Origin of the sequence: Runella sp., assembly GCF_027484545.1 — a bacterium.
Lineage (GTDB): Bacteria > Bacteroidota > Bacteroidia > Cytophagales > Spirosomataceae > Runella.
Genome location: NZ_JAIXST010000216.1, coordinates 1 through 22,700, shown reverse-complemented (window position 1 = coordinate 22,700; position 22,700 = coordinate 1). Strand labels below are relative to the sequence as shown.

The 22,700-nt window shown below is 41.9% G+C and carries 19 protein-coding genes and 1 pseudogene; 11 read left to right on the top strand and 9 right to left on the bottom strand.

Going from position 1 to position 22,700, the window contains the following annotated elements; genetic code table 11:
• A pseudogene (locus tag Q0081_RS20205) lies at positions 1-246 on the top strand (OmpA family protein); the annotation flags it as partial.
• Positions 247-389: 143 nt separating this feature from the next.
• Positions 390-1,013, top strand: a complete 624-nt coding sequence (locus tag Q0081_RS20200) for a phage/plasmid replication protein (protein ID WP_310586511.1) — start codon at positions 390-392, stop codon at positions 1,011-1,013.
• 830 nt (positions 1,014-1,843) lie between these two features.
• Here the strand turns inward: Q0081_RS20200 and Q0081_RS20195 are convergent.
• Positions 1,844-3,436 carry an OmpP1/FadL family transporter gene (locus Q0081_RS20195; protein WP_298357638.1) on the bottom strand — a complete coding sequence of 531 codons (1,593 nt, stop codon included), beginning with the start codon at positions 3,434-3,436 and terminating at the stop codon, positions 1,844-1,846.
• 156 nt (positions 3,437-3,592) lie between these two features.
• The gene (locus Q0081_RS20190) at positions 3,593-4,894 is read right to left on the bottom strand and encodes a hypothetical protein (RefSeq protein ID WP_298357635.1); all 1,302 of its coding nucleotides are present in this window, start codon (positions 4,892-4,894) and stop codon (positions 3,593-3,595) included.
• A gap of 336 nt (positions 4,895-5,230) precedes the next feature.
• On the opposite strand from Q0081_RS20190, the gene proS reads away from it, so the two are divergent.
• Positions 5,231-6,706: a proline--tRNA ligase gene (gene proS, locus Q0081_RS20185; protein WP_298357632.1), complete on the top strand. Its 1,476-nt coding sequence runs from the start codon at positions 5,231-5,233 to the stop codon at positions 6,704-6,706.
• Positions 6,707-6,790: 84 nt separating this feature from the next.
• Positions 6,791-7,222, top strand: a complete 432-nt coding sequence (locus Q0081_RS20180) for a peptidylprolyl isomerase (protein WP_298357629.1) — start codon at positions 6,791-6,793, stop codon at positions 7,220-7,222.
• 52 nt (positions 7,223-7,274) lie between these two features.
• Here Q0081_RS20180 and Q0081_RS20175 read toward each other — a convergent pair whose 3' ends face one another.
• A complete protein-coding gene (locus Q0081_RS20175) occupies positions 7,275-7,748 on the bottom strand; it encodes an NADH-quinone oxidoreductase subunit A (RefSeq protein ID WP_298357644.1) in 474 nt (157 codons plus the stop codon).
• A gap of 281 nt (positions 7,749-8,029) precedes the next feature.
• Complete coding sequence (locus Q0081_RS20170; RefSeq protein WP_298357626.1) at positions 8,030-10,219, bottom strand: glutamine synthetase III; 2,190 nt, start codon at positions 10,217-10,219, stop codon at positions 8,030-8,032.
• Positions 10,220-10,333: 114 nt separating this feature from the next.
• Here Q0081_RS20170 and Q0081_RS20165 point away from each other — a divergent pair, with 114 nt between their 5' ends.
• Complete coding sequence (locus tag Q0081_RS20165; RefSeq protein WP_298357623.1) at positions 10,334-10,669, top strand: low molecular weight protein tyrosine phosphatase family protein; 336 nt, start codon at positions 10,334-10,336, stop codon at positions 10,667-10,669.
• Between the two features lie 9 nt (positions 10,670-10,678).
• Positions 10,679-12,013 (top strand): tRNA (N(6)-L-threonylcarbamoyladenosine(37)-C(2))-methylthiotransferase MtaB, encoded by a 1,335-nt coding sequence (gene mtaB / locus Q0081_RS20160; protein WP_298357620.1) that lies wholly within the window; start codon positions 10,679-10,681, stop codon positions 12,011-12,013.
• Between the two features lie 70 nt (positions 12,014-12,083).
• Here mtaB and Q0081_RS20155 read toward each other — a convergent pair whose 3' ends face one another.
• Complete coding sequence (locus Q0081_RS20155; protein ID WP_298357617.1) at positions 12,084-12,443, bottom strand: CoA-binding protein; 360 nt, start codon at positions 12,441-12,443, stop codon at positions 12,084-12,086.
• 131 nt (positions 12,444-12,574) lie between these two features.
• Between Q0081_RS20155 and Q0081_RS20150 the strand changes: the two genes are divergently transcribed.
• Positions 12,575-13,147, top strand: a complete 573-nt coding sequence (locus Q0081_RS20150) for an NUMOD4 domain-containing protein (protein WP_298357614.1) — start codon at positions 12,575-12,577, stop codon at positions 13,145-13,147.
• Between the two features lie 14 nt (positions 13,148-13,161).
• On the opposite strand, the gene moaA is transcribed toward Q0081_RS20150, so the two are convergent.
• Positions 13,162-14,154 carry a GTP 3',8-cyclase MoaA gene (moaA, locus tag Q0081_RS20145; protein ID WP_298357611.1) on the bottom strand — a complete coding sequence of 331 codons (993 nt, stop codon included), beginning with the start codon at positions 14,152-14,154 and terminating at the stop codon, positions 13,162-13,164.
• A 188-nt stretch (positions 14,155-14,342) separates the two neighbouring features.
• On the opposite strand from moaA, the gene Q0081_RS20140 reads away from it, so the two are divergent.
• From Q0081_RS20140 to Q0081_RS20125, 4 genes are all read left to right on the top strand, one after another.
• Positions 14,343-14,534 carry a cold-shock protein gene (locus Q0081_RS20140; protein WP_013929806.1) on the top strand — a complete coding sequence of 64 codons (192 nt, stop codon included), beginning with the start codon at positions 14,343-14,345 and terminating at the stop codon, positions 14,532-14,534.
• A gap of 245 nt (positions 14,535-14,779) precedes the next feature.
• Entirely contained in the window at positions 14,780-16,564 is a 1,785-nt protein-coding gene (gene aspS / locus Q0081_RS20135; RefSeq protein WP_298357568.1) for an aspartate--tRNA ligase, read from the top strand.
• Between the two features lie 367 nt (positions 16,565-16,931).
• Positions 16,932-18,083 carry a hypothetical protein gene (locus Q0081_RS20130; protein WP_298357565.1) on the top strand — a complete coding sequence of 384 codons (1,152 nt, stop codon included), beginning with the start codon at positions 16,932-16,934 and terminating at the stop codon, positions 18,081-18,083.
• Between the two features lie 56 nt (positions 18,084-18,139).
• Positions 18,140-19,558 (top strand): hypothetical protein, encoded by a 1,419-nt coding sequence (locus Q0081_RS20125; RefSeq protein ID WP_298357563.1) that lies wholly within the window; start codon positions 18,140-18,142, stop codon positions 19,556-19,558.
• Between the two features lie 71 nt (positions 19,559-19,629).
• On the opposite strand, the gene Q0081_RS20120 is transcribed toward Q0081_RS20125, so the two are convergent.
• The 3 genes from Q0081_RS20120 to Q0081_RS20110 are packed head-to-tail and all read right to left on the bottom strand — an operon-like array spanning position 19,630 to position 22,566.
• Complete coding sequence (locus Q0081_RS20120) at positions 19,630-21,813, bottom strand: hypothetical protein (protein ID WP_298357560.1); 2,184 nt, start codon at positions 21,811-21,813, stop codon at positions 19,630-19,632.
• A 42-nt stretch (positions 21,814-21,855) separates the two neighbouring features.
• On the bottom strand, positions 21,856-22,335 hold the full coding sequence (locus tag Q0081_RS20115; protein ID WP_298357557.1) for a hypothetical protein: 480 nt from the start codon (positions 22,333-22,335) through the stop codon (positions 21,856-21,858).
• A 3-nt stretch (positions 22,336-22,338) separates the two neighbouring features.
• Complete coding sequence (locus tag Q0081_RS20110; protein ID WP_298357555.1) at positions 22,339-22,566, bottom strand: hypothetical protein; 228 nt, start codon at positions 22,564-22,566, stop codon at positions 22,339-22,341.
• Positions 22,567-22,700: the final 134 nt, after the last annotated feature.

Genomic DNA, 22,700 nt, shown 5'->3' with positions numbered 1-22,700 from the left:
TGGACCAAACCTCAAAGCCTTGGTGTTGACGTAAATACGGGTGATTTTACCGAAACAACTCCTTTTTTGGCCTCCGATGGCGCGACTCTCTATTTTTCCAGCGACCGTACGGGCGGACAGGGTAGCAATGATATTTATTATACCAAACGCATTGACTAAACCTGGAAAATATGGTCGAAACCCGTTAATCTCGGGCCGGCTATTAATACTGACGGGTACGACGCCTATTACGCCATTGCTGCTGCGAGGGGCGTATCGGTCAAAGGCAGTATGCCCAAATTTTTGTTTGGTGATAACTTTCAGCTACTTACTCGTCAAACCTCAGAGCAAGCCGTTGAAAAACTTTCTGACGTGTTAGGATTGCCTTTTAAACTTGCCCAGGTGAGGCGATTGCTCAAAGCTTTATGGTAAAGCAAGAATCAGAGGCTTATTTTGCCTATTTGGGGCATTGCAACCATTACAGCCGATTGCAGCAACCGCACACACTTTACTACCAAAACGGACAGCGGGTAAAGCTATTTTACAACAAAGTAGAGGAGGGCAAACGGGCAGGCTATCAACTGCCTAACGTGTGGGAGGGCAAGAACGTATTGAGGTATGAATTGAGATACGTCAGAAACTTAACTAAGCAATTTAACCGATCAGAGGTAACGCTTGAAACCCTCACCGATGAGGCGTTTTATATGGGACTTATTGACCGATGGGCGGGAGGGTATGCCAATATTAAAAAGCAACAATCGTATAATTTAGATTTATCAATTATGAAGAGTACAAAGGATTTTGATAAACAAATCTATTTGAGAGGCTTGTTATCAGTTGGTAATGAGCAACAGATTTTAGACATGATAGAGCAGGCCAAACGCGAGGGAGTTTTTGAAAATAAAATGCAGGTGAAGCGACTCAAAGATAAAGTACGGGAGGTGTTCAATTGCCCTGCTGATTGTAATGGTAACGCTGAGTTGGTAGCAGAACTTGACCAAAAGGTAAAGCAGGTACAACGGTTTTATAGGTGAGTGCTTATAGTAAGTGTAAACGAGTAACGCTTTTTGTTACCTCAACTAATGCAGGTTTAGACATTCAATCAATTCAACGCCTTTGCAAACCCTTCCAACTACCCACCAAAGGTATGTTAAGGTATATCTAACCCCTATGAAAGTATGTGTTAAGCTATTAGAAAAGCAAGGTAATAACAAAGTAAATCACCTGCTTTACAATTGAGTTTAAGGAGGTATTCAGACCAACGCCACAACAGCGGGAAATAATGGTACAGTTGAATTTAAAGTTTGGTTGAAAAAAGACAGCAATAATAGCAGGGACGAACGGTTAAAAATCTTAATTTCCTATCTGATCTGATTTGAAAGTAATTAGATAGGAGGTTAAGAAATCAAAGATGAAAGTAATATGCAGAACTTATAACCGAAAGTAAACCGAATGATTGAGGGGGGGGAGTTAAAAGTTCATACGGTTTGTATGCCTTGACCCTTGTCCCCTTCTACGTGTGTTTTGTCAGTATTAGAAAATAGGGGGGTATCCTATGGGGGGGGAGTTGAAAGTTCAGACATTTAACGACCCTTGACCCAGGCCCCCTATTCTGCATTTACTGCAAAACTAAAAGGGGGGGGGCTAGGGCTTAAAAATACCCTCAAACAACAGCTAAGAACGCCAATGAAAACTATAAAAAAGAGCAAATCGTCAGCAAATCGTCAGCAGTTTTGTTTTTAGTGTATATAAGTAGTTGATATACATTAAATTACAATTAAAGTTGTGTTCCCGTCCCCGGTACTAAATCAAACACCCTTTCAAGTTTACTTGAAAGGGTGTTTGATTAGAACAGTAGTTTTCTCTAAAAGAACAGCCCGACTGAACCCGTTACATTTATAACCTTGACATTCAATACTGCCGATTGATATAAGCTTGAATCGTTAAGTTGATAAGGTGCAAAGGCATCTTTGGTTTGGAGATAAGTTCCTGCCAAATCAACGTAAAAACGCTCGTTGCGATAGCCCAACCCACCCGAAAACTGTATTTTTGAACGGTCAAGTTTGCCTTCAACATTGTAATTTTGACTGTATTGATTTGGTAAATAACCTACTCCGGCCCGAACTCTGAATTTATCCAGTCTTGCTTCACCCCCGACACGCAGATTCACTGCATTGTTGAACGATGATTGAATCAAGCGACGATTATTGGTTTTAAACTGATTATCATCCTGCGTACTTACGCTCATTCCTTTATAACCAACATATTCAGCACTGGCGGTAATAAAACCTTTCTTGCCAAAGAAGAAGGTGGCTCCGCCCGTTGCCCGCATTGGAGTTCTCATGCTGTATTCAAAATCATACGGCTCAAGATTTACACGAGTGGCAGGAAGTTGATCAAAAGCCTGTTGACCTTGGGCATTCGTAACAGGCTTGCCGTTGGAGTCATAGATGGGTACGCGATTGTTAAGCACATCTACACCTACTTCTTCTTCGTAAGTCATTTGCATATTGCTCCAGGTAGGACTATGAATTGAAGCACCTAATTGCAAAAAGTCATTGGCCTTGTAAATTACCCCTGCTGATAGAAAAATACCGGTTCCGTTGATATTGATGTCTTCGCGATAGTCGAGTCCGCGAAAAGCCCCTCCATTTACAAAGCGCTCTTCATAATTGTTTCGACGAATGTAGCTGTGACGGGCAAAACCTCCTGACACACCTACGTAAAGTTTATCGTCATAATTTCCTGCATAAGCAAACGTCCACTGCGAAGAGGCACCTGTTACTTCTACCTTGCCGCTTTGTTCAAATGAAGCCTTAGATAAGGGAACAGGACGGCGGTAAGGGCCATTGGCCGATAGAGCGTCCATTTGGTACAGATTATAAAAAGCGGATTCAATAGAGTATGCGATGGAGTTTTGACTGCCACTCCTTATTTCAAATTCATCTTCAAGCGTCTGGACAGGTAAACCATTGGATATTTCGGCAATATTATCAATCATCGAACTGCGGTTGTTAAGGCCTCCGTAGGTGAAAGAATTGTTCAAGTTGGCTTGACGAGAATAGCTGACTCCAAAGGAAGTACGACGCCATTTGCGATTGTAGCTTTGTGGGTTTCCTGCCAAAATCAACGAAAACTGAGAAAGATTAGGGTTGGCCTTCTGATCTTTTTGGGTGCCGTTGATGTAAGACGATTCGTTGCTGATGCTGTAATACGTAGGGCTGAGGCTTATTTCGGAACGGTTAAAAAACGCGATACCGGCGGGGTTTCCAAAGATGTTACTGGCATCTCCGCCCAAGGCGGCGTGGTTACCGCCAACGCCCTGAAAGCGAGCCGTGCCGTTTTGAGTGATTCCGGATAATTGCAAAGCGGTATTGGAATACAAACGGCTTTGTGAGTAAACTTGAGTGACGGTTAAACCTAAAACCATTCCCCATACAATTTTATGTGTTCTCATGGCAGATAGTAAAACAATTGTTTAAATTACATTTATAAACTATAAAAAACCTCGCCACTCAAAAGTAGCGAGGTTTTTTTATTTGAAAAAATCGTAAGCATTTTCGACAAAAATCAGTTTTTGACTGGTGGAATGACTACGTTTTACATTTCTTAATTAACGTGGTCCACGTGATGGAGCAGGGCTGCTGTGGCTTGAACTGCCACTGCTGCTGCTTCCACTGCTGCTTGGAGCGCTATAGGTACTGCTTGGCGCACTGTAAGTACTGCGAGAACCGCTGTTATCGCTGCTACCCCAACTGCTGCTTCGTCCGCTATTGCTATTGTTCCAGCTATTATTAGAATTGCTTGGAGTGCTGTTACTGTAAGTACGTTGGTTACTGTAAGTACTGCTGTTTGATTCGCCATACGTACGGGTCGCTCCGCCGCGAGTACCTGAGGAATAACCCGAGCTTTGTGTGTTTCCTGAGCTATAGTCACTGCTGGTACGACCACCCGTTCCCGAATAACCTTCGTAAGAACGATTTGAACCACCGCGCGGACGAGAATAATAGCTGTCACCTGTTGAAGAGTTACTGTTGCTGTTAGTACGGTCGGTTGGATCATAGCCTTGGCGGCGTGGCTCGTTTACATTACGTGCACTGTTGTTGCTGTTATTATTGTAGGCATTAGACGAGCGATCCACACGATTGTAATAATCTGTGCCCGGACGGCGACGTGAATCTACAATTTGAATGTTATTGGTTGGCCCATTGTACCAGGCATTGCTGTTATAGCTATTTCCGTAGAACGAATTTCCATAATAAGAATATGGCGAATAGAAGTTATAGGACCCGAAGCTTGAATAAGGGTAACCAAAGCCTCCATAACCAAAATTGCTGTACCCATAACTGCCGTAACCCGGATAATATGAGTAGAATGGATCATTGAATGCGTAGGCAGAACCAAAACTATAAGGGTTGTAGAAGCTGTTCATACCGAATGGGCTGTACAGACTATTCATGCCATAACCTAATCCGAACATCATTGAAGTGCTTCCCCAACGGCTCATCCCCATCGTGTTCCAGCCACTGCGCCAAGGGCTGTTCCAGTAATTACCCCAGTTTGAATTATTGTAAGCAGTACTGTAGCCATCCGAAAAGCCTGCGTTGTAGCCTGCATTAGGACCAATATTACGATTAACACCGCGTGAGCTCAAATAAGACTCATCGTAGTAATCATTCGTAGTACCCGTACCCGTGGATAATTGCTGGCCACTCTTATAGTCCGGATTTAGATTGCGGTAGTCAGGTTTCTGCTCATCCCCGCGACCCAACATAGCAACCGCAGAGCTCGACGAATTTCCGTAGAGATCGTCGTATTCGGCATCGTCGCGGGTAGCGTACTGCTTAGAGTTGCAGCTCCACAACCCCATCAAGCCCAATGCCGATAAAAGTGTAAGTGAACGAAAGGTTTTCATGGTATCTTGAAAGTTTTTATTTCCTACGATTTAAAAAAGAAAAACAGGGCTTTTAATTACTGTATAACGCTAATTTAATGTGTATTGATTCAGTTGCGACACAAATTTAGGAGAAAAAAGTATCTTTGCAAGAATTTTCTGTAAAAAAAGAAGTATATTTTTATGTATAAAGTTGCTGAGAATCAAAGTTTTATAAATGTAAACTTAACACTAAACCCCGCAAAATCCTGAGTTTGAGTAAGTAGTATCGGATGAGTGTAAAAATTACGTTTAAGGTTTTGATTATCAGTAGTATGCGATAAATTAGTAAAGAATTAACAAGTAAAACATAAAACAATGGCAAACGCAATTCCCAGCCGTAGTGATAATTATTCAGATTGGTACAACGAATTAGTAAAGAGGGCTGATTTAGCCGAAAACTCAGCCGTTCGCGGCTGTATGGTGATAAAACCCTATGGGTATTCAATTTGGGAGAAAATGCAACGTGCTTTGGACGATATGTTCAAAGAAACAGGGCATTTGAATGCTTACTTCCCGCTCTTTATACCCAAATCTTATTTAAGTAAAGAAGCAAGCCACGTAGAAGGTTTTGCGAAAGAATGTGCGGTTGTGACGCACTATCGTCTTAAAAATGCACCGGATGGCAGTGGCGTCATTGTAGATCCGGATGCTAAATTAGAAGAAGAACTTATTGTAAGACCTACTTCGGAAACGGTAATTTGGAGTACTTACAAAAACTGGATTCAGTCCTATCGGGATTTGCCGCTGTTGATTAACCAATGGGCTAATGTGGTACGTTGGGAGATGCGGACGCGATTGTTTTTGCGTACAACCGAGTTTCTGTGGCAAGAAGGCCATACCGCTCACGCTACTTCCGATGAAGCTATGGCCGAGACCCGGCAAATGCTGGAAATTTATGCCCGTTTTGCCGAAGAATGGATGGCTGTACCCGTCATTAAAGGCTATAAAACGGCTAACGAACGGTTTGCCGGGGCTGAAGAAACGCTTTGCATTGAGGCCATGATGCAGGATGGAAAAGCGTTGCAGGCAGGAACTTCGCACTTTTTAGGTCAGAATTTTGCCAAAGCTTTTGATGTTAAATTCCAGAGCAAAGGAGGCGGATTGGAGTATGTTTGGGGAACATCGTGGGGAGCCAGTACCCGTTTGATGGGTGCTCTTGTGATGGCACATTCGGACGATTCGGGATTGGTATTGCCACCTAAATTAGCGCCCATTCAAGTAGTAATTGTACCGATTTTTCGCAGCGAAGAGCAATTAGACCAGATTACTGAAAAAGTAAAAGAAATCACGGTAGGGTTGCGCAAAAAGGGTATCAGTATAAAATTTGATAACTCAGATGCGAACAAACCTGGTTGGAAATTTGCCGAATACGAACTCCGTGGTGTTCCTGTGCGTTTAGCAATGGGAGCTCGTGATTTAGAAAACGGAACAGTCGAAATTGCGCGTCGGGATACGAAAGAAAAGAAGACCATATCGTTGGAGGGAATTGTGGAATATATTGAACAACTCTTGGAAGAAATTCAACAAAATATCTACAATAGAGCCTTAGCTTTTCGGGTTGCCAATACGCATAAAGTGGATGATTATGCAGAGTTTAAAAAGATATTGGACGAAAAAGGCGGATTTATTCTCGCACACTGGGACGGCACTTCGGAAACCGAAGACCGTATCAAGGACGAGACCAAAGCAACCATTCGCTGTATTCCGTACAATGCTCCTGAAGAGGACGGCAAATGTATTTTGACGGGGAATCCTTCTAAACAGCGAGTATTGTTTGCGCGAGCGTATTAATTTTAATTTTAGTGGGAATCCTTGCACGGGAGACTCGCCTGAATTTATAAAACCAACAAATCAATAACTCAAAAACAAGCAAAAATGAGCGTAGCAAAATCAGGTGATACTGTGCAGGTACACTACAAAGGTACATTGACTGACGGGACAATCTTCGATTCGTCAGAAGGACGTGAGCCTTTGGAATTTCAATTGGGATCAGGTATGGTGATTCCGGGCTTTGACAGTGGGATTCAGGGCATGACTGTGGGAGACAAAAAAACGGTACATATTCCTGTTGTAGAGGCGTACGGCCCAGCGCAGGATGAGCTGGTTTTCCCGTTTGACCGTGCCGAAATGCCCGACGATATTCCTTTTGAAGTAGGAATGCAACTAAATATGCACCAAGACGGTAATCCTCAGCCTATTCCTGTAACTGTTGTTCAGGTAACGGATACGCAGATTATTGTTGATGCCAACCACCCTTTGGCAGGACAGGATTTGATTTTTGAAATCGAATTAGTAGGAGTAAACTAATTTGCCGAAAATAGTGAGCCTCCCTTTCCTAAGTTGTACAGGAAAAGGGGGGCTAGTTTTTGTTGCTGTATTTATCGTTTACCTTTTGGTAAAGGTTGGCAGGTACCCTCGTCGTAATTTCGGGAATTTGAGGCTGTGGCCGTACCCAATCTAAATACCCTTTCGCCCAGGCATAGGCCAAGCCTAAGGCTAAAATCCCCACAAAAATCAACATTTCTACCAAAGAAAACCACCCCCACAATCCATTTGTCTGCGCTATGAGATTGGCCTGTCCGAAGACTACGGCCCACGGGAAAAGGAAAATTAATTCCACCTCGAAAAGTAAAAATACAATAGCAACTACGTAAAAACGAACGTTGAATTGAATGTTAGCATTCCCGATAGGATCTTCTCCCGATTCATAGGTGGATAATTTTTCCTCATTGGGCCGACTGGGCCGTATCAATTTTGCTAATGCCAACATACCTACGATGAGGACAATAGCCGCGATGATGAATAAAAGAATAGTGCCAAAATCTGAAAGCATAGAATTGTTGTCCAATTATCCCGATGTTGGGAAAATAGTTGAGGTTGTAAAAATAGCTAAAGCCAATTTACAAAACCTCATGATTAGATAACAATTAACGGCTTGCCTTAATTTGACCAGTTGGGAAATTGAGCTTTTAGTTCGTCATCCAATTGTTGAGTTGTTTTTGTTATAGGATGAACAAAATAAATCAACTCAGCATGGATAAGAAAAAGAAATTATTTTACGGTAAGTAACTGTGTTAGAGGCTGATTTTCAACCTGCTGACACAGTTGGAGTGCTTACTTTACAAATAACATTTCGCGGTATTTTACCAGAGGCCAATCTTCGTCGTCAATTAGTAATTCGAGTTTGTCCACTTCGTAACGGATTTTATCAAAATAGTCTTTGACTTCCGAGCCATACAAAATCGCGCGCTCGGCGATGTCTTCCGTATTATTAGCTTTCTTACGTGCTTCGGTCATGTCATCTACGGCCTGCTTAATGATAGAAACCCGTTGAGATACTTCTTTGATGAGTTCTTTCAACGGTTGTGCTTCATCAATAAGCTCCAATTCTACCAATGCTTTGGCCGTTTGGGCCAATTGGAATTGGTATTTTATCGTGGTTGAAACTACGTGATTGAGGGCTAAGTCACCAATTACCCGTGATTCAATCTGTACTTTCTTGATATAGTTTTCCAGCTCAATTTCGTAACGGGCATGAACTTCCCGCTCCGTCAAAACTCCCATTTTTTCCAAAACTGCAATGGCGGATGGCTCAATGTATTTGGCTAAAGCAATTGGGGTAGAAGCAATGTTAGTAAGCCCACGGTTGGCAGCTTCCTGAATCCATTCCTCCGAATAGCCATTTCCCTGGAATAAGATTCGTTTGCTGTGGCGGTAGTAATCTTTTAGAATATCGACGATGGCCAATTCTTTTTTCTCACCTGTTTCCAAACGTACTTCCAACTCCTTTTTGAACTCCTGAAGTTGATTGGCAACAATGGTATTAAGAATAATCATCGGTGAAGCACTGTTGGCGCTGCCACCTACGGCTCGGTACTCAAACTTATTGCCTGTAAATGCAAACGGGGAGGTTCGATTACGGTCGGTATTGTCGCGCATGAGAGGAGGAGTGCGCGTGATTCCTAATTTATAAAATACATTATCCCCTTTCTCCAATTGAATTTCTCCGCGATTTTCGAGCGTTTCCAACAATCGAATAAGTTCATCACCCAAGAAAATAGATACAATCGCAGGCGGGGCCTCATTGGCTCCCAAGCGGTATTCATTTCCTGCCGAGGCAATCGAAGCGCGTAACAAATCGGCGTGGTCGTGAACCGCTTTTACGGTGTTCATCAAAAAAGTCAGGAAACGAAGCGTCTCTTTGGGCTTACTGCTGGGAGCAAGCAAATTTACTCCCGTATCGGTCATCATCGACCAGTTGTTATGCTTGCCGCTTCCGTTGATACCGGCAAATGGTTTTTCGTGAAACAGCACCTTAAAATGATGCTTTTCGGCCACTTTGTTCATCAAATCCATTAAAAGAGCGTTGTGGTCAATCGCTAAATTGAGCTCTTCAAACGTAGGTGCGCACTCAAACTGCCCCGGAGCCACTTCATTATGACGGGTGCGGACGGGAATTCCCAATTTCCACGCCTCATATTCAAAATCTACCATAAACGCATTGACGCGCGGAGGAATTGAACCAAAATAATGATCTTCCAATTGCTGGCCTTTGGCGGGAGAATGGCCAAACACAGTACGCCCGGCCATCATTAAGTCAGGACGAGCGTAGTACAGCGCTTTGTCCACCAAAAAATATTCCTGTTCAGGGCCGAGAGTAGCTGTTACCTTTTCCACGTTGCGGTCAAAATAGTACATCACAGCCGTGGCGGCTTTGTCAAGCATGTGTAAAGCACGAAGAATAGGAGTTTTATAATCCAAGGCTTCGCCGGTATAAGAAATAAAGACCGAAGGAATACAAAGCGTTTTGCCGCCGGCCCCGTTGTCCATCAAAAAAGCGGGAGAACTTGGGTCCCAACCTGTATAACCACGTGCCTCAAAAGTGGCTCGTAATCCGCCGCTTGGAAACGACGATGCATCGGGTTCCTGCTGGACGAGTGCACTCCCTTTGAACTTCTCAATGGCTTTGCCTTGAGGAGTTACGTCAAAAAAAGCATCGTGTTTTTCGGCTGTACCGCCCGTAAGAGGTTGAAACCAGTGGGTATAGTGGGTAGCGCCTTTGGAGGTAGCCCATGATTTCATGGCAGCGGCCACCTCATCGGCTATTTCGCGGTCTATTCTTGAACCCGACTTGATGGCATTGGAAACTTTATAATAGGCTTCGGGCGTGAGCAATGTCTTCATTACATCATCACTGAAGGTATAAGAACCGTAGTAATCAGCTACTTTGTCGCTCGGAGGAGTGACGCTGATTGCGGTGCGGTTGTGGGCCGTTTCGATGGCCTTAAATCGCATATTTGCCATAAATAATTTAAATAGTAAAGTTTAGGGAAAAATTAAACTGCTTTTGGAATACGCACCAAACATATATTTTTCTTGTTTGACTGGCAAAGTTATTGAATTCAATTGAGAGAAAACATGAATGTTCTTTTCGTTTGCAGTCGAAATCAGTGGAGAAGTCCAACGGCAGAAGAAATTTTTAAGAAAGAGGCCGGGCTTTCCGTTCGTTCGGCAGGAACTTCTTCCAAAGCCCGCATTAGAATTACGGAAAAAATGATTCTTTGGGCCTCTTTGATTTTTGTAATGGAGAAGAAACATAAACAGATTTTGCTGACTCGTTTTCCGTATCTCCTGAACGAAAAGCAACTGATTGTGTTGAATATTCCTGATGAGTATCAATTTATGGACGGAAATTTGGTTGAAATTTTAAAAACTTCGGTTTCGCCTTATTTCAATCAGCCTGATTATCACTAATTTTGCAGTATGAAAAAAGTTGCTTTTTATACGTTGGGTTGTAAACTTAATTATTCCGAGACTTCCAGTATTTCGCGGATGTTTGAGCAGAGAGGTTACCAAAAAGTAGCGTTTAATGACCAACCTGATATTTTTATTGTCAATACGTGTTCGGTTACTGAAAATGCCGACAAAAAATGTCGGAAAATTGTACGCGAAGCGCAAGCCATTAACCCCAACGGGTATGTGGCAATTATCGGCTGTTACGCTCAATTGAAACCGCAGGAAATTGCCGAAATTCCGGGCGTAGATGCGGTGTTGGGAGCTGCCGAAAAATTTAGATTGATAGATTTATTGGATGGCTTTGTCAAAGAGCCTACCAAAACACAAGGTCAGGTATTTAATTCTCCTATTGAAGAAGCGGTAGAGTATCACGTATCTTATTCACTTAATGACCGTACGCGCACTTTTTTGAAAGTACAGGATGGTTGTGATTATCCCTGTGCTTACTGTACCATTCCGTTGGCGCGTGGAAAAAGCCGCTCTGATACGATTCAAAATGTCGTAAAATCGGCGCACGAAATTGCTGCGAGAGGCGTAAAAGAAATTGTGCTGACGGGTGTGAACATTGGTGATTTTGGTCTTCGTAACGGTCAGCGCGAGGAGACATTTTTTGATTTGGTCAAAGCGTTGGACGAAGTAGAAGGTATTGAGCGTTTTCGCATTTCTTCCATTGAACCGAATCTCTTGACGGACGAAATCATCGCTTTTGTAGCACAATCAAAGCGATTTGTACCTCATTTTCATATTCCGCTTCAATCCGGCTCTAACAAAGTGTTGGGATTGATGCGCCGGCGTTATCGCCGTGAACTATATGTAGACCGAGTCACCAAAATCAAGGAACTCATGCCTCATTGTTGTATTGGAGTGGATGTAATCGTGGGTCATCCAGGTGAGACAAAAGAAGAATTTTTGGAAACGTATACCTTTCTAAGTGCACTTGATATTTCCTACCTGCACGTTTTTACCTATTCCGAACGCTCTAATACCTTAGCCGTTGATATTAAGCCTGTTGTGCCTCAGTCGCAGCGAGCAGAGCGCTCAAAAATGTTACATATTCTTTCCGATAAAAAGCGTCGGGCTTTTTATGAAAGTCAACTGGGAACCGAACGGACTGTGTTATTTGAAGATGAAGTAGTAAATGGATTCATGCAGGGCTTTACCGAAAACTATGTTCGCGTGGCTGTTAAATATGATCCATTGCTGATAAATGAATTAAAAAATTTACGTCTTACTGACATAAACGCAGAAGGAATTGTAGAGGCAGAAGAAGTAGAAAGTACAAAATCGGCCCTTTTTGTTTAGTAGATAATAACTATTGTTTAGTTAGGGTTAAAAAATGATTGTTATTTTCACCGGTCAATTACTAAAAACCCTAATAAGCCCCAATCGAAATTAACACCAATGTACATGCTTCGAGTATCTCTATGCCCTCTTTTTTTAATAAATGCTCAAATTCTTCATTTTCGGTTCCCGGATTAAAAATGACGCGTTTGGGTTTAAGGTTGATTACATATTCGTACCATTGGGGCTGGTGACCCGGGCCAATATACAATGTAACCGTGTCTATATCACTTAAAATTGGCTTTTCTGTTTGTATTTGATTTTCAGCCACTTGGTCTTCTTTTAGGCCTAACATAACGATAGGATAACCATGATTGACCAAACGATTGGCCGCTAAAAAAGAGTATCGTTGAGGATTAGTGGAAGCGCCGATGATGAGTGTTTTTTTCATGATGTGATTTATATCAGTTATTTTTCTAAACAAATTTTTCTAAAACTTGTTCTATTCGCATCCAATATAACGTTTATACAAGTATTACTTATAATTCTTAATTTTTTCTAAATCAATAACAAAATAGGACCATGAGCGACAAGAAAGTGATTAATTACTGGAACGAAAAGTGGGTACCTATCGAATTTGAGGGAGTTGAAAATCCACCGCGTTATGAAGTATCTAATTATGGCAGACTTCGCAGTTTTCAAAATGAAGAGAAAGGTGGAACAATTATTAAAGGGTCAGTAATACAGGGCTATCGCTCATTGAATATTCGGATTCCTGGCGGGAAAACAATTAACAAATACGTCCATAAATTAGTCGCAGATTTGTTTGGGAAACGCGAAAGTGAAAACTGCAAATACGTGATTCACCTTGATTTTGAAAAACAAAACAACCGCGCTGAGAACTTAAAATGGGTGACGAAAGAGGAAATGGTAGAGCACAACCGCCTAAATCCTGCAGTAATCAATCGTAAAATCCCTACCCGTACCCGTAATTACAAATTGACCGAAATTAAGGTCAGGATGATTAAAAAATTGCTCAAAAGCGAAAAAAGTCGCTTGAAAATGATTGCAAAACAATTTGGCATTACGCATACCCAACTCAATCGCATTCGTTCGGGAGAGAACTGGAAGCACGTAAAAGTAGACGATGAATAATTACAGCTGCCTGACTATCCGCCAATTGTTGACATAGATTCTGATACCAAATTTACTTTTCGATTGGCTTCTGCTTCAAACCCATCTTTTGCGCGGTTTTGGAGCGCTTCAAAAATAATTTGTTTGACAGCTTCATCACTTAGTCCCTGCCGTAATACATCCTTTATATTAAATACCCCTTCGTCGTACAAACAGGTTTTGAATTGACCTTGTGGAGTAAGGCGGATTCGATTGCAGGTGCCGCAAAATGTTCTGCTGAAGGCAGCAATAATTCCAATCGTTCCTTTATGATTAGGAATTTGATAGTTGTAGGAAGTAGAGGAAGGAGGATCGGGCAGTTTATAAATTCCAGGATATTGTTTTTTCAATTCTTCTAAAATCCTGCGATAATTCCAGAATTCCTGATATTCATGGGCTCCGTCGCCATTGAAAGGCATTTCTTCAATAAACCGTACGCTGACATTGTGTTCACGAGTCAATTCTGCCATCGGAATAATGTCATCGGTATTTTTTCCGGACATCACCACCGAGTTGAGTTTAGTTGGAATCTTATATTCCTGCAAGGCTTCAAAAGTTTGCCACACTTTTTGAAACTCATCGCGGCGTGTAATCTCAAAAAAGCGTTGCCGGTCGAGACTGTCCAAACTTAAATTGACGGACTTGATGCCCAAGCGCTTAAATTCAGGAACAAGCGGAGCGGTTAATACGCCGTTGGTTGTGATATTTATTTGACGTAATTCTTGAATTTGACTGATTTCTTCCAAAAATTCCATGATACCCCGACGCACAAAAGGCTCTCCTCCGGTCAACCGTACCTTGTCCACTCCCATACTTACCAACAACCGAATGGTACGCTCCATTTCTTCCCACGTCAGGAGATGAGGTTTGGGTACATATTTGATGCCTTCTTCAGGCATGCAATAAAAGCAACGTAAATTACAACGGTCGGTAACTGCTAACCGTAAATAACTAATCGGACGTCCGTGGTTGTCAATGACCTGCTTCAAGGGATTGGATGATTTACGAAGTAGAATTTCAGTCGTTATTTCTCAAAGTAAATAACGGATTCATTAGAAAACAAGTTCTTGTTTAGAAAGAAAGTAAAAAAGGTAATTAAAAATAGTAATCGTTAAATTTTATTCTATTACTTTTGTAATGGCGTCGTGCCAATTATCAATTTTTTAATTTTTTAGTAATGAACAAAGGAACAGTAAAGTTCTTCAATGAAACAAAAGGTTTTGGTTTTATTGTAGATAACACCACTGGTGAAGAAATTTTCGTACACATTTCTGGTTTGGTTGACAACATCCGCGAAGGAGACACCGTTTCATTCGACACTGCCCAAGGCAAAAAAGGGTTGAATGCAACTAACGTTAAGCGCGCATAACCAAAATGTAGAGACGTTAAAGTGATATATTGAATGTCCGACTAAAATCGGGGAGTGCAATGTGTCAACAAAAGGGCAAACGGTTTATCCCGCTTGCCCTTCTTTTTTGCCTAAAACCTTATAGGGTTATTCCCTATCATACCTTACAAACCTATCGCAACAGCGCACCGTAAGGTTTTTTATCAAACATTATATTTATTCCGTACTTTTGCGCACTTTTTAAAGAATTTAAGAACTCATTTTGTATGCTTAGAACGCACACTTGCGGAGAACTCCGCATTTCGGATGTCAATAAAGAAGTAACTCTCAGCGGATGGGTACAACGTACACGCGATAAAGGCGGTATGATTTGGATTGACCTGCGCGACCGTTACGGTATTACCCAATTAATGCTCGAAGAAGGAAAGACCGCTTCTGAAATTATTACTCAGGTACGAAATTTGGGCCGCGAGTTTGTGATTCAGGCGACGGGGATAGTGACCGAGCGTTTTGCCAAAAATGATAAAATGGCGACGGGAGATATTGAAATTAAATTGACGGCGCTGACGGTTCTGAACTCAGCTAAATTGCCGCCTTTTCAGATTGAAGACAAAACTGACGGGGGAGACGAACTCCGCATGAAATACCGCTACCTTGATTTGCGCCGTAATTCCGTACGTAAAAATTTGGAGCTGCGCCATAAAGTGGCTCAACAGACTCGCCTCTACATGGACGCTCAGAATTTTATTGAAGTAGAAACGCCGGTTTTGATTAAATCTACACCAGAAGGAGCGCGGGATTTTGTGGTACCGAGTCGGATGAATCCGGGAGAGTTTTATGCTTTGCCGCAATCTCCGCAAACTTTCAAGCAATTGTTGATGGTATCGGGCTTTGACCGTTATTTTCAGATTGTAAAGTGTTTCCGTGATGAAGACTTACGCGCCGATCGTCAGCCTGAATTTACCCAAATAGACTGCGAGATGTCGTTTGTAACGCAGGAAGATGTGTTGCAGATGTTTGAGGGTTTGATACGTCATTTGTTTAAAACCGTCAAAAATCTTGAATTGCCCGAAGTACCTCGCATGACCTACGCCGATGCGATGAAAAAATATGGCTCCGACAAACCGGATATTCGTTTCGGAATGGAATTTTGCCCCCTCACCGCTTCGGCGGACCGCCCCAATGGGGGAAATGAACCTGACTTGGTGCGAGGCAAAGGATTTCCTGTTTTTGATGCTGCTGAGTTAGTAGTTGGCATTTGTGCCAAAGGTTGTGCCGAATATACCCGCAAGCAGATTGATGAATTGACTGAGTGGGTAAAACGCCCGCAAATAGGAGCGAAAGGGTTGGTATATGCGCGTTATAATGCAGACGGAACGGTTAAATCGTCGGTAGATAAGTTTTACGCAGAAGAAGACCTTAAAAAGTGGGTTGAAGCTTTTGGCGCAGAGCCGGGAGATTTAATGCTGATTTTGTCGGGAGAAGCGAATAAAGTACGTAAACAACTCAGCGAACTTCGCCTTGAAATGGGCAATCGTATGGGTTTGCGCAATCCTGATGATTATAAGGTACTATGGGTGTTGGATTTTCCATTGTTGGAATATGGAGAAGAGGACCAACGTTGGTTTGCAATGCACCATCCTTTTACCAGCCCCAAACCCGAAGATATTCCTTTATTAGAGACTGATTTGGGGGCGGTTCGTGCTAATGCCTACGACATGGTTATCAACGGTACAGAAGTAGGAGGAGGCTCGGTTCGGATTTTTCAACGTCCCTTGCAAATGCAGATGTTTGAAATCCTGGGCTTCACTCCCGAAGAAGCGAAAGCCCAATTTGGCTTCTTGATGGAAGCGTTTGAATACGGAGCGCCGCCGCACGCAGGTATTGCGTTTGGTTTTGACCGTTTATGCTCACTCTTTGGCGGGGCTGATTCCATCCGCGATTTTATTGCGTTCCCTAAAAATAATTCCGGTCGCGATGTAATGATTGATTCACCTTCACGAATTGATCAAAAACAGTTGGATGAATTGAAGATAGTGACGAAAATGTAATTCTTAGGTCGAAACTTGTATGAAGAGTTTTAATGCACAGATTAAACTTTTGAAAATCAAAAAGCACAGGATTAACATGAGGAATCTCACATTCGCTGAAATGCAATACGAAATTAGAAGAGGTTATTCTGAACTCCGTTCAGGAATAGAGTCGATTTTGACATTATTAAAAAAATAAGAGCCTTTATTTTTTCAGTAGTTGACTCCTCACCAAAAATAGTTGGTGGGGAGTTTTTGTTTGAGAGCAAAAAAATCAATTCTACGTCTTAAATTGCGCCTTTCGTCCCATTTTTGGGGGTAGATACAATATTATTACCCAACTTCAAGTTTTAGAAACAATCGCTTTTAACAGCCCAAACCATCCAATATGAGCCTCTTTGATCGCATCAAAGCCTACTTTAGCCGTGATAGCTTCCAAAAAGACCCTGAGTTAGTGTCCTTTGCCGAGCTCGACCCTCCTAAAGCTGAAATGCTGCCTACTGCCCCGACCGCTACATCGGTACAAATGCCGACGGTTGTTCCTGAAAAAAAAACTTTTTTAGAAGACCTTCAGCCCGAAACAAAGTCCTGGATATTGTCTCCGCCAAGCCCTGCTATGGAGTGGCCTTCGTGGTTGGAAGATGAGACGTTGCTTCGTGATGAAGGGGTGATTTTTGGACTTTCGGAGTCTAAATCGGAAGAGAAAGTGGCCATTATCCGCAATTATTTTGTGCATCAATCGGCTGATGTCGAGTTGGAAGTGGAACGCCACGGCGAGAAAATTCAGGAATTAAATTTGTTTATTGAACAAAAGGAGAATCGCATCAATGAGTTGAAAGAAAAAGCCCACGAATTGGATAAGCGCAGCAACGACGGCGAACATCAATTGCCAAGAACGATTGTTGGATTGACCTTCTCTATTGCGATGTGCGTTGGGAATTATTTTTTGATAGCCGATACCTTACAGCCTTTGTATTCCAGCAGTCAGTGGATTGCGGTAGGAGTATTTTTGGCGGGAATGTTTAACTTATTTGGTCGGGTTTCGCTGTTTCATGATACTGATAGTTCTGTTTCCTGGCGTCGGTTTTTAGAAGAAATCGGAATGCCGTTTGCTGCCGCCCTGTTTGTGTTTGTACAAGCACTTGAAAAGCAAACCGTTTTGCGGTCAGGAGCTTTGTTTGTCTTTGTGTTCTTCCTGTTTTTGTTTGCCGGGAAACTTTTACTCAGTAACATTACCGTATTGCGTAACGACCTTCGGGTGTGGTTGGCAGGTACTGATTTGAAAAAAGAAAAGACGACGAAAACGGATAGTTGGGAAGAAGAAACGCTCCGCCTCAATAAGGAGATTGATGAATTGCGTGTCCAAAAATGGCAGATTATTCCTCACCTTAATCGTGCGGAGGCTGAACTGGCGCGATTGAATGCGCGGCGTGAAGCACTCACCAAAATGTTTGAAAGCGAGTTTAATTTAGCACGCCAATTACGCGAACGATTGACAGAACGGCAAGTGCGTGAAATCGCCAAACGCTTTGAGGAATAGTTTTTTAGGAACAAGTACGAAATCAACTTCAGTGTTCCGCATAACTTATTGAAACCATGCAAGAACCAACTAATAATCATTCAGACCAACCTGACTTTCAGCACGGCTATAACAGCGGTATTGAAGGCTCGGAAAATCGTAATCCTTACGAAAGCTATTTGTCAAGTGAAGTACATTATAATTGGCTTTCTCAGCGGATTGACGACCGTCGCAACGAGATTCAACGCGTAGAGCGTGAAATCGAAGAAACTTCGGTAAAACGTAAAACGGCTTACGACCGTTTGCAAGAATTTGTGCAGCGGATTACAAAAATTACCAAGCGTTTGACAGAACTGGTTTCCCAACGCGACGCGGTGGATGAAGAAACCGAAGCTTTGCGGGCGCGTCGTAAACTAACTCAGTCGGAATACTCGCTTTTGGCCGGGCTCTTTTTCTTTGCGGCGGGTTTGGCTTTTGTGTTTGGGGATTTGATTATCTCGCACGAAATCGTAGCGTATGCTCTTAATATTCGTAATTCCAACGAAGCTTGGGGGTTTGCCGTAGGCTTGGCCATGATTTCTATCTTGCTTAAACCCGTGTATGATCGTCTTATCGAAAAGCCTTATACTGAAGGACATACGCAAAAAGACCGTTCGCGTTATGCGTGGTTTAAAGTAGGCTTGGCAGGCTTTGCGATTGTGACATTGGGGATTTTGGGCTGGTTTCGTTACGAAGCCTACCGTACGGATAAGTTAAAAGAGGCCGTTAATAAATCGGTAAAAAATCTTCAACTGGGGGCTACTCCGCTGGACCCAACCAGCACCATTACTCCTGAACAACAACAGGCTATATTGCAAAAAATTGAACAACAACTCTTGCGCTCCGATGAACTGAACCTTGGTTTGGTCAATAGCCCTTGGGCCTTGGCTTCGTTTGTTTTGAGTGGTATTTTGTTTGCCTTGGCAGGGGCGGTATCCTTGGGAATGGCTTTGCCGGTACTGCAAAATTTTTGGTATCGTTGGCTACAGATTGACCCACGCTTGGGGCGTTTGCGCCGCCGTCGTAAAAAACTGGTGAAGGAAATTGAGGCTGCCGACAAAGAATTGGCCGACGAAACTACGCAGAGAGATATTTTGCAAAACGAATTGGATATGTTGCCTAATTTGGATGACCTGCGTTCGGATCGGATAAAAATGCGGGATGAATTGGATGCCCTCATCGAAACTACTCGTTTGGCCCAAACCGACAGCCGCATTGCTTCTTTCAACGATGGTTATGCCAAAGGTGAAATTGCCCGCGAGTTGATGAACGAGGAGGAGTTTACGCAATTTCGTAACTCGATGCTCAACACCCACAATTTAGCCTTGAAAGCCTCCACCTCCGCCGACCGTAGCATGAACTACGGAAATGGAAACGGCAAGCGTTCAAACGGTCTCCGTCCGCACCAAATGATTCGGAAGATGATTACGGATGGATTGGAGGGGGAGAAGGAGTAAGTTTGAGTGGCAATAAAGCCCAAATAAAAACCCCGAAAGTGATGAGCTTTCGGGGTTTTTATTTGTATTGTTTAAAACATTCTTGAAACTGAAAACGTCGCAAAACGAGGTTGAAGAAGATAACTGTTTTGAAAAATGAGGTAATTACTCACTTGTGTATAGGTTATTTGCTTAGAATTTAACAGATTATTACCAATAATTTCAAAAGACCATTTTGATTTTTGGGGATAGAACCTGATTTCGACATCTAAAAAATTGGTTATGCTCCTATTCTCATTTTGTTTCCAAGCTATGCGTTCACCTGTAATTTTAAAGTGGAATTCTTTTGTGGGGCGTAAGTAAATGATTACGTTAGGCCGAAACAGGCTTGTTTGGCTAACAGCTGCATTTTCGTTTTGGGTAAAAACACGACTGACATTCCAATTAGAACTCAATGTTATATTAAAAAAGCTTTCAAAGGCAGAAATGAGATAAATACGTGAGTTTAGGTTGCGGAGTGTACTTTGGCGTAAATCGGTCGTATTGATTCGATTAAGCATATTTGATTGAGACCAACTGCCTTCTAATCTCACCTTTACAGAAAGTTGGGTCAAAAGTTTGTCAACTTGCCAGTTGGCGGAAAATCGGTTTAATGGAGTAAAGATAGGTTGATTCGTTGTAAATGAAAGTGTATTAGATAGCTGATAGTTGCTGATAGAGGATGAAAAAGCTCGATTGAAACTTAGACTACCGTTAATCGAATAATAGTGTTGCCAATTCATATTTGAATACGACAACAACCACATGTCATTCTTATTTGTGTTAAAAATAGCACTGCTTCTACTGAATGAGCGATACCCATTTAGAACATACCCAACCGCTAAATCATTGATGTTCGGCAGGACTTGACTGCGACTAAATAGAGCTAACAACTTTTGATTGTTCCCTAAATCGACCCCAAACCCCAGAGAGGGATTGAAAAACAATCGAGATTGTGCTAATGAAAAGCTTCGTTGATGTTCTTTAAAGTCGGATTGGGTAGCTTGCGCCGAACCGCTTCCCATAACCCGCAATACCCCATACTGAACTTGATAGTGTCCTTCAACCAGAAATAAATCCTTTTGTAGAGTCGCATCATTGCTAAAAATAGTATCGGTATTAAAGTTTAACCCATTTTCGTTTTTAAGTAAAATATCGGTATTGAGTTGTTCAGTGCGCCGTAAAAACCCACTTGCTAAAGTGAAGTTATTCTTTTTCATTACCCCTTTCCAACGAACAATTGCCTTCCATTCTTCATTGTTATTATTTACATTTTGAAAAAGCTGATTATAAGAAGTACCTACGCCGAAAAATGGAGAATATCGCCCGCTATTGGCTTGTGTTTGTTGCGGTAATTGATTATAACTAAAACCAATATCAGCCAATAACGCATTTTTAGCAGTAAGTCGTGTCACTATGTTTAGTTGGTGCTGGGTCATTAGTACATTCTCTTGGTTAATGACACTTACTTTTTCTGATAATTCAAGATTCTTTGAATCCAGAAAATAGTCATTTTGGGTACGTGTATTTTTTACGTCGGTTATCCAGCGGACAGACGTTTTTTTGTTGAGCAGATAGTCAGCCCGAAGTTGTCCTGCCCATAAAGTAGGTTTCCGAAAATTCCAACTTGAGTCTTGAATTTTTAAGGTAGTATTATCTAATAAAAATTGCTGTGCTGTCCTATTGCCGGCAGCTAATCTATCACCATAGTAATATCCAAAGCCCTTCATTTTTAGTTTTTCATTGACTTTGTAATTGAGGTTGGTTCCTAATAATTTAGCTTGATTAAAGGTAACGCGTTTAGGGTCAACGTCTGGAATATTAGCCATTTTTAAAAACAATAACGGGTTCGCGCCATTGCCTGCGGAGCTAAAACTGCTGAAAGCATTATCATCGGCATTGAGTTCATTTTCTGCATTCATTATTGGGTCATATCCTGTATTGTTGGCGTTTCCAATTATTCCAAATTTTACTTTTTTTACCAACGAAAAAAGTGCTTCATTTAGTGAGTATCGTTCCCGAATCCCAGCGGCGACATTGGCATTCCCAAATACTTTCAGTTTACGGTCGGCTTTAATGGTAAGATTTAGAACGACTTTCCCTGACTTTTCGATGCCGTGGAGTAGCGCATTTTCGGTGTAGTTGTCAATGGCTTCTATTTTGTCCAATACATCGGCAGTAAGATTACGGGTAATAAGCCGATAGTTTTTACTGAAAAAATCTTCGCCTTCGAGCATCACTTTGTCAACAGGCTTTCCTTTTACGGTGATTTTGCCGTCTTAGTTTACTTTGACACCCGGTAATTTTCTAAGTAAATCCTCTACGGTTTTTTCAGTGCCATCGGCAAAGGCTTTGGCGCTATACACTACGGTATCTTTTTTTACCTGAATAGGCATTTGGCTTTTTACCACAACCTCACGCAACTGTAATTCCTTGGGGGCAAGAGTAAAGGTGTGAATCAGAAGAGTATCAGTGGGCGATACCCACAAAATTCCATCGGCAAAGCCCAGCGCTTTGGCTTTAATCAGATGCGTTTTTTCTGATTTGGGTAAGTTGATTTTGAAGAATCCTTTGGCATCCGTGATGGCGTATTTTATGAGTACAGTATCTGAGGAAGTGACTTGGTAAGCCAATACACTTACGGCACTCAAGGCTTGTTGATTTTGGCTTTGAACATTGCCCTTAACCAATACTTGTCCCCAAGTTAATTGAAAAGGTGTTGCAGTAATTAATAACCAACAGAGTATGCCAAAACGCATGGTTTAGTTAGGAAAGATTTCGATGGATTGCCAACCAATTTTAATGGTGGAGTTAGGGTATTTAGGGTCAGAATTACTCATATTTTCATAATTGCGTATCGTTTCTTTCAGAAAAGTGTTAAAATCTTTCATGGAAAGCAACACTTTTTGTTTTTCGGTTGGGACAATGGGTTGTATTTGGGCGTTATCTTCGGGAATAGGTAGTGTCAAAGAAGCAAACTCAAATATCAATTCTCGTTTAGAATCTTCCTTACTGTAAATAATCTGTGCAAAAATGATTAAATTCAGGAAAAAACTATACTTATATGGCAACGATGAAAATTATCCTCACAGACGATTTAGGAGTAGGAATAAATACACGGAGT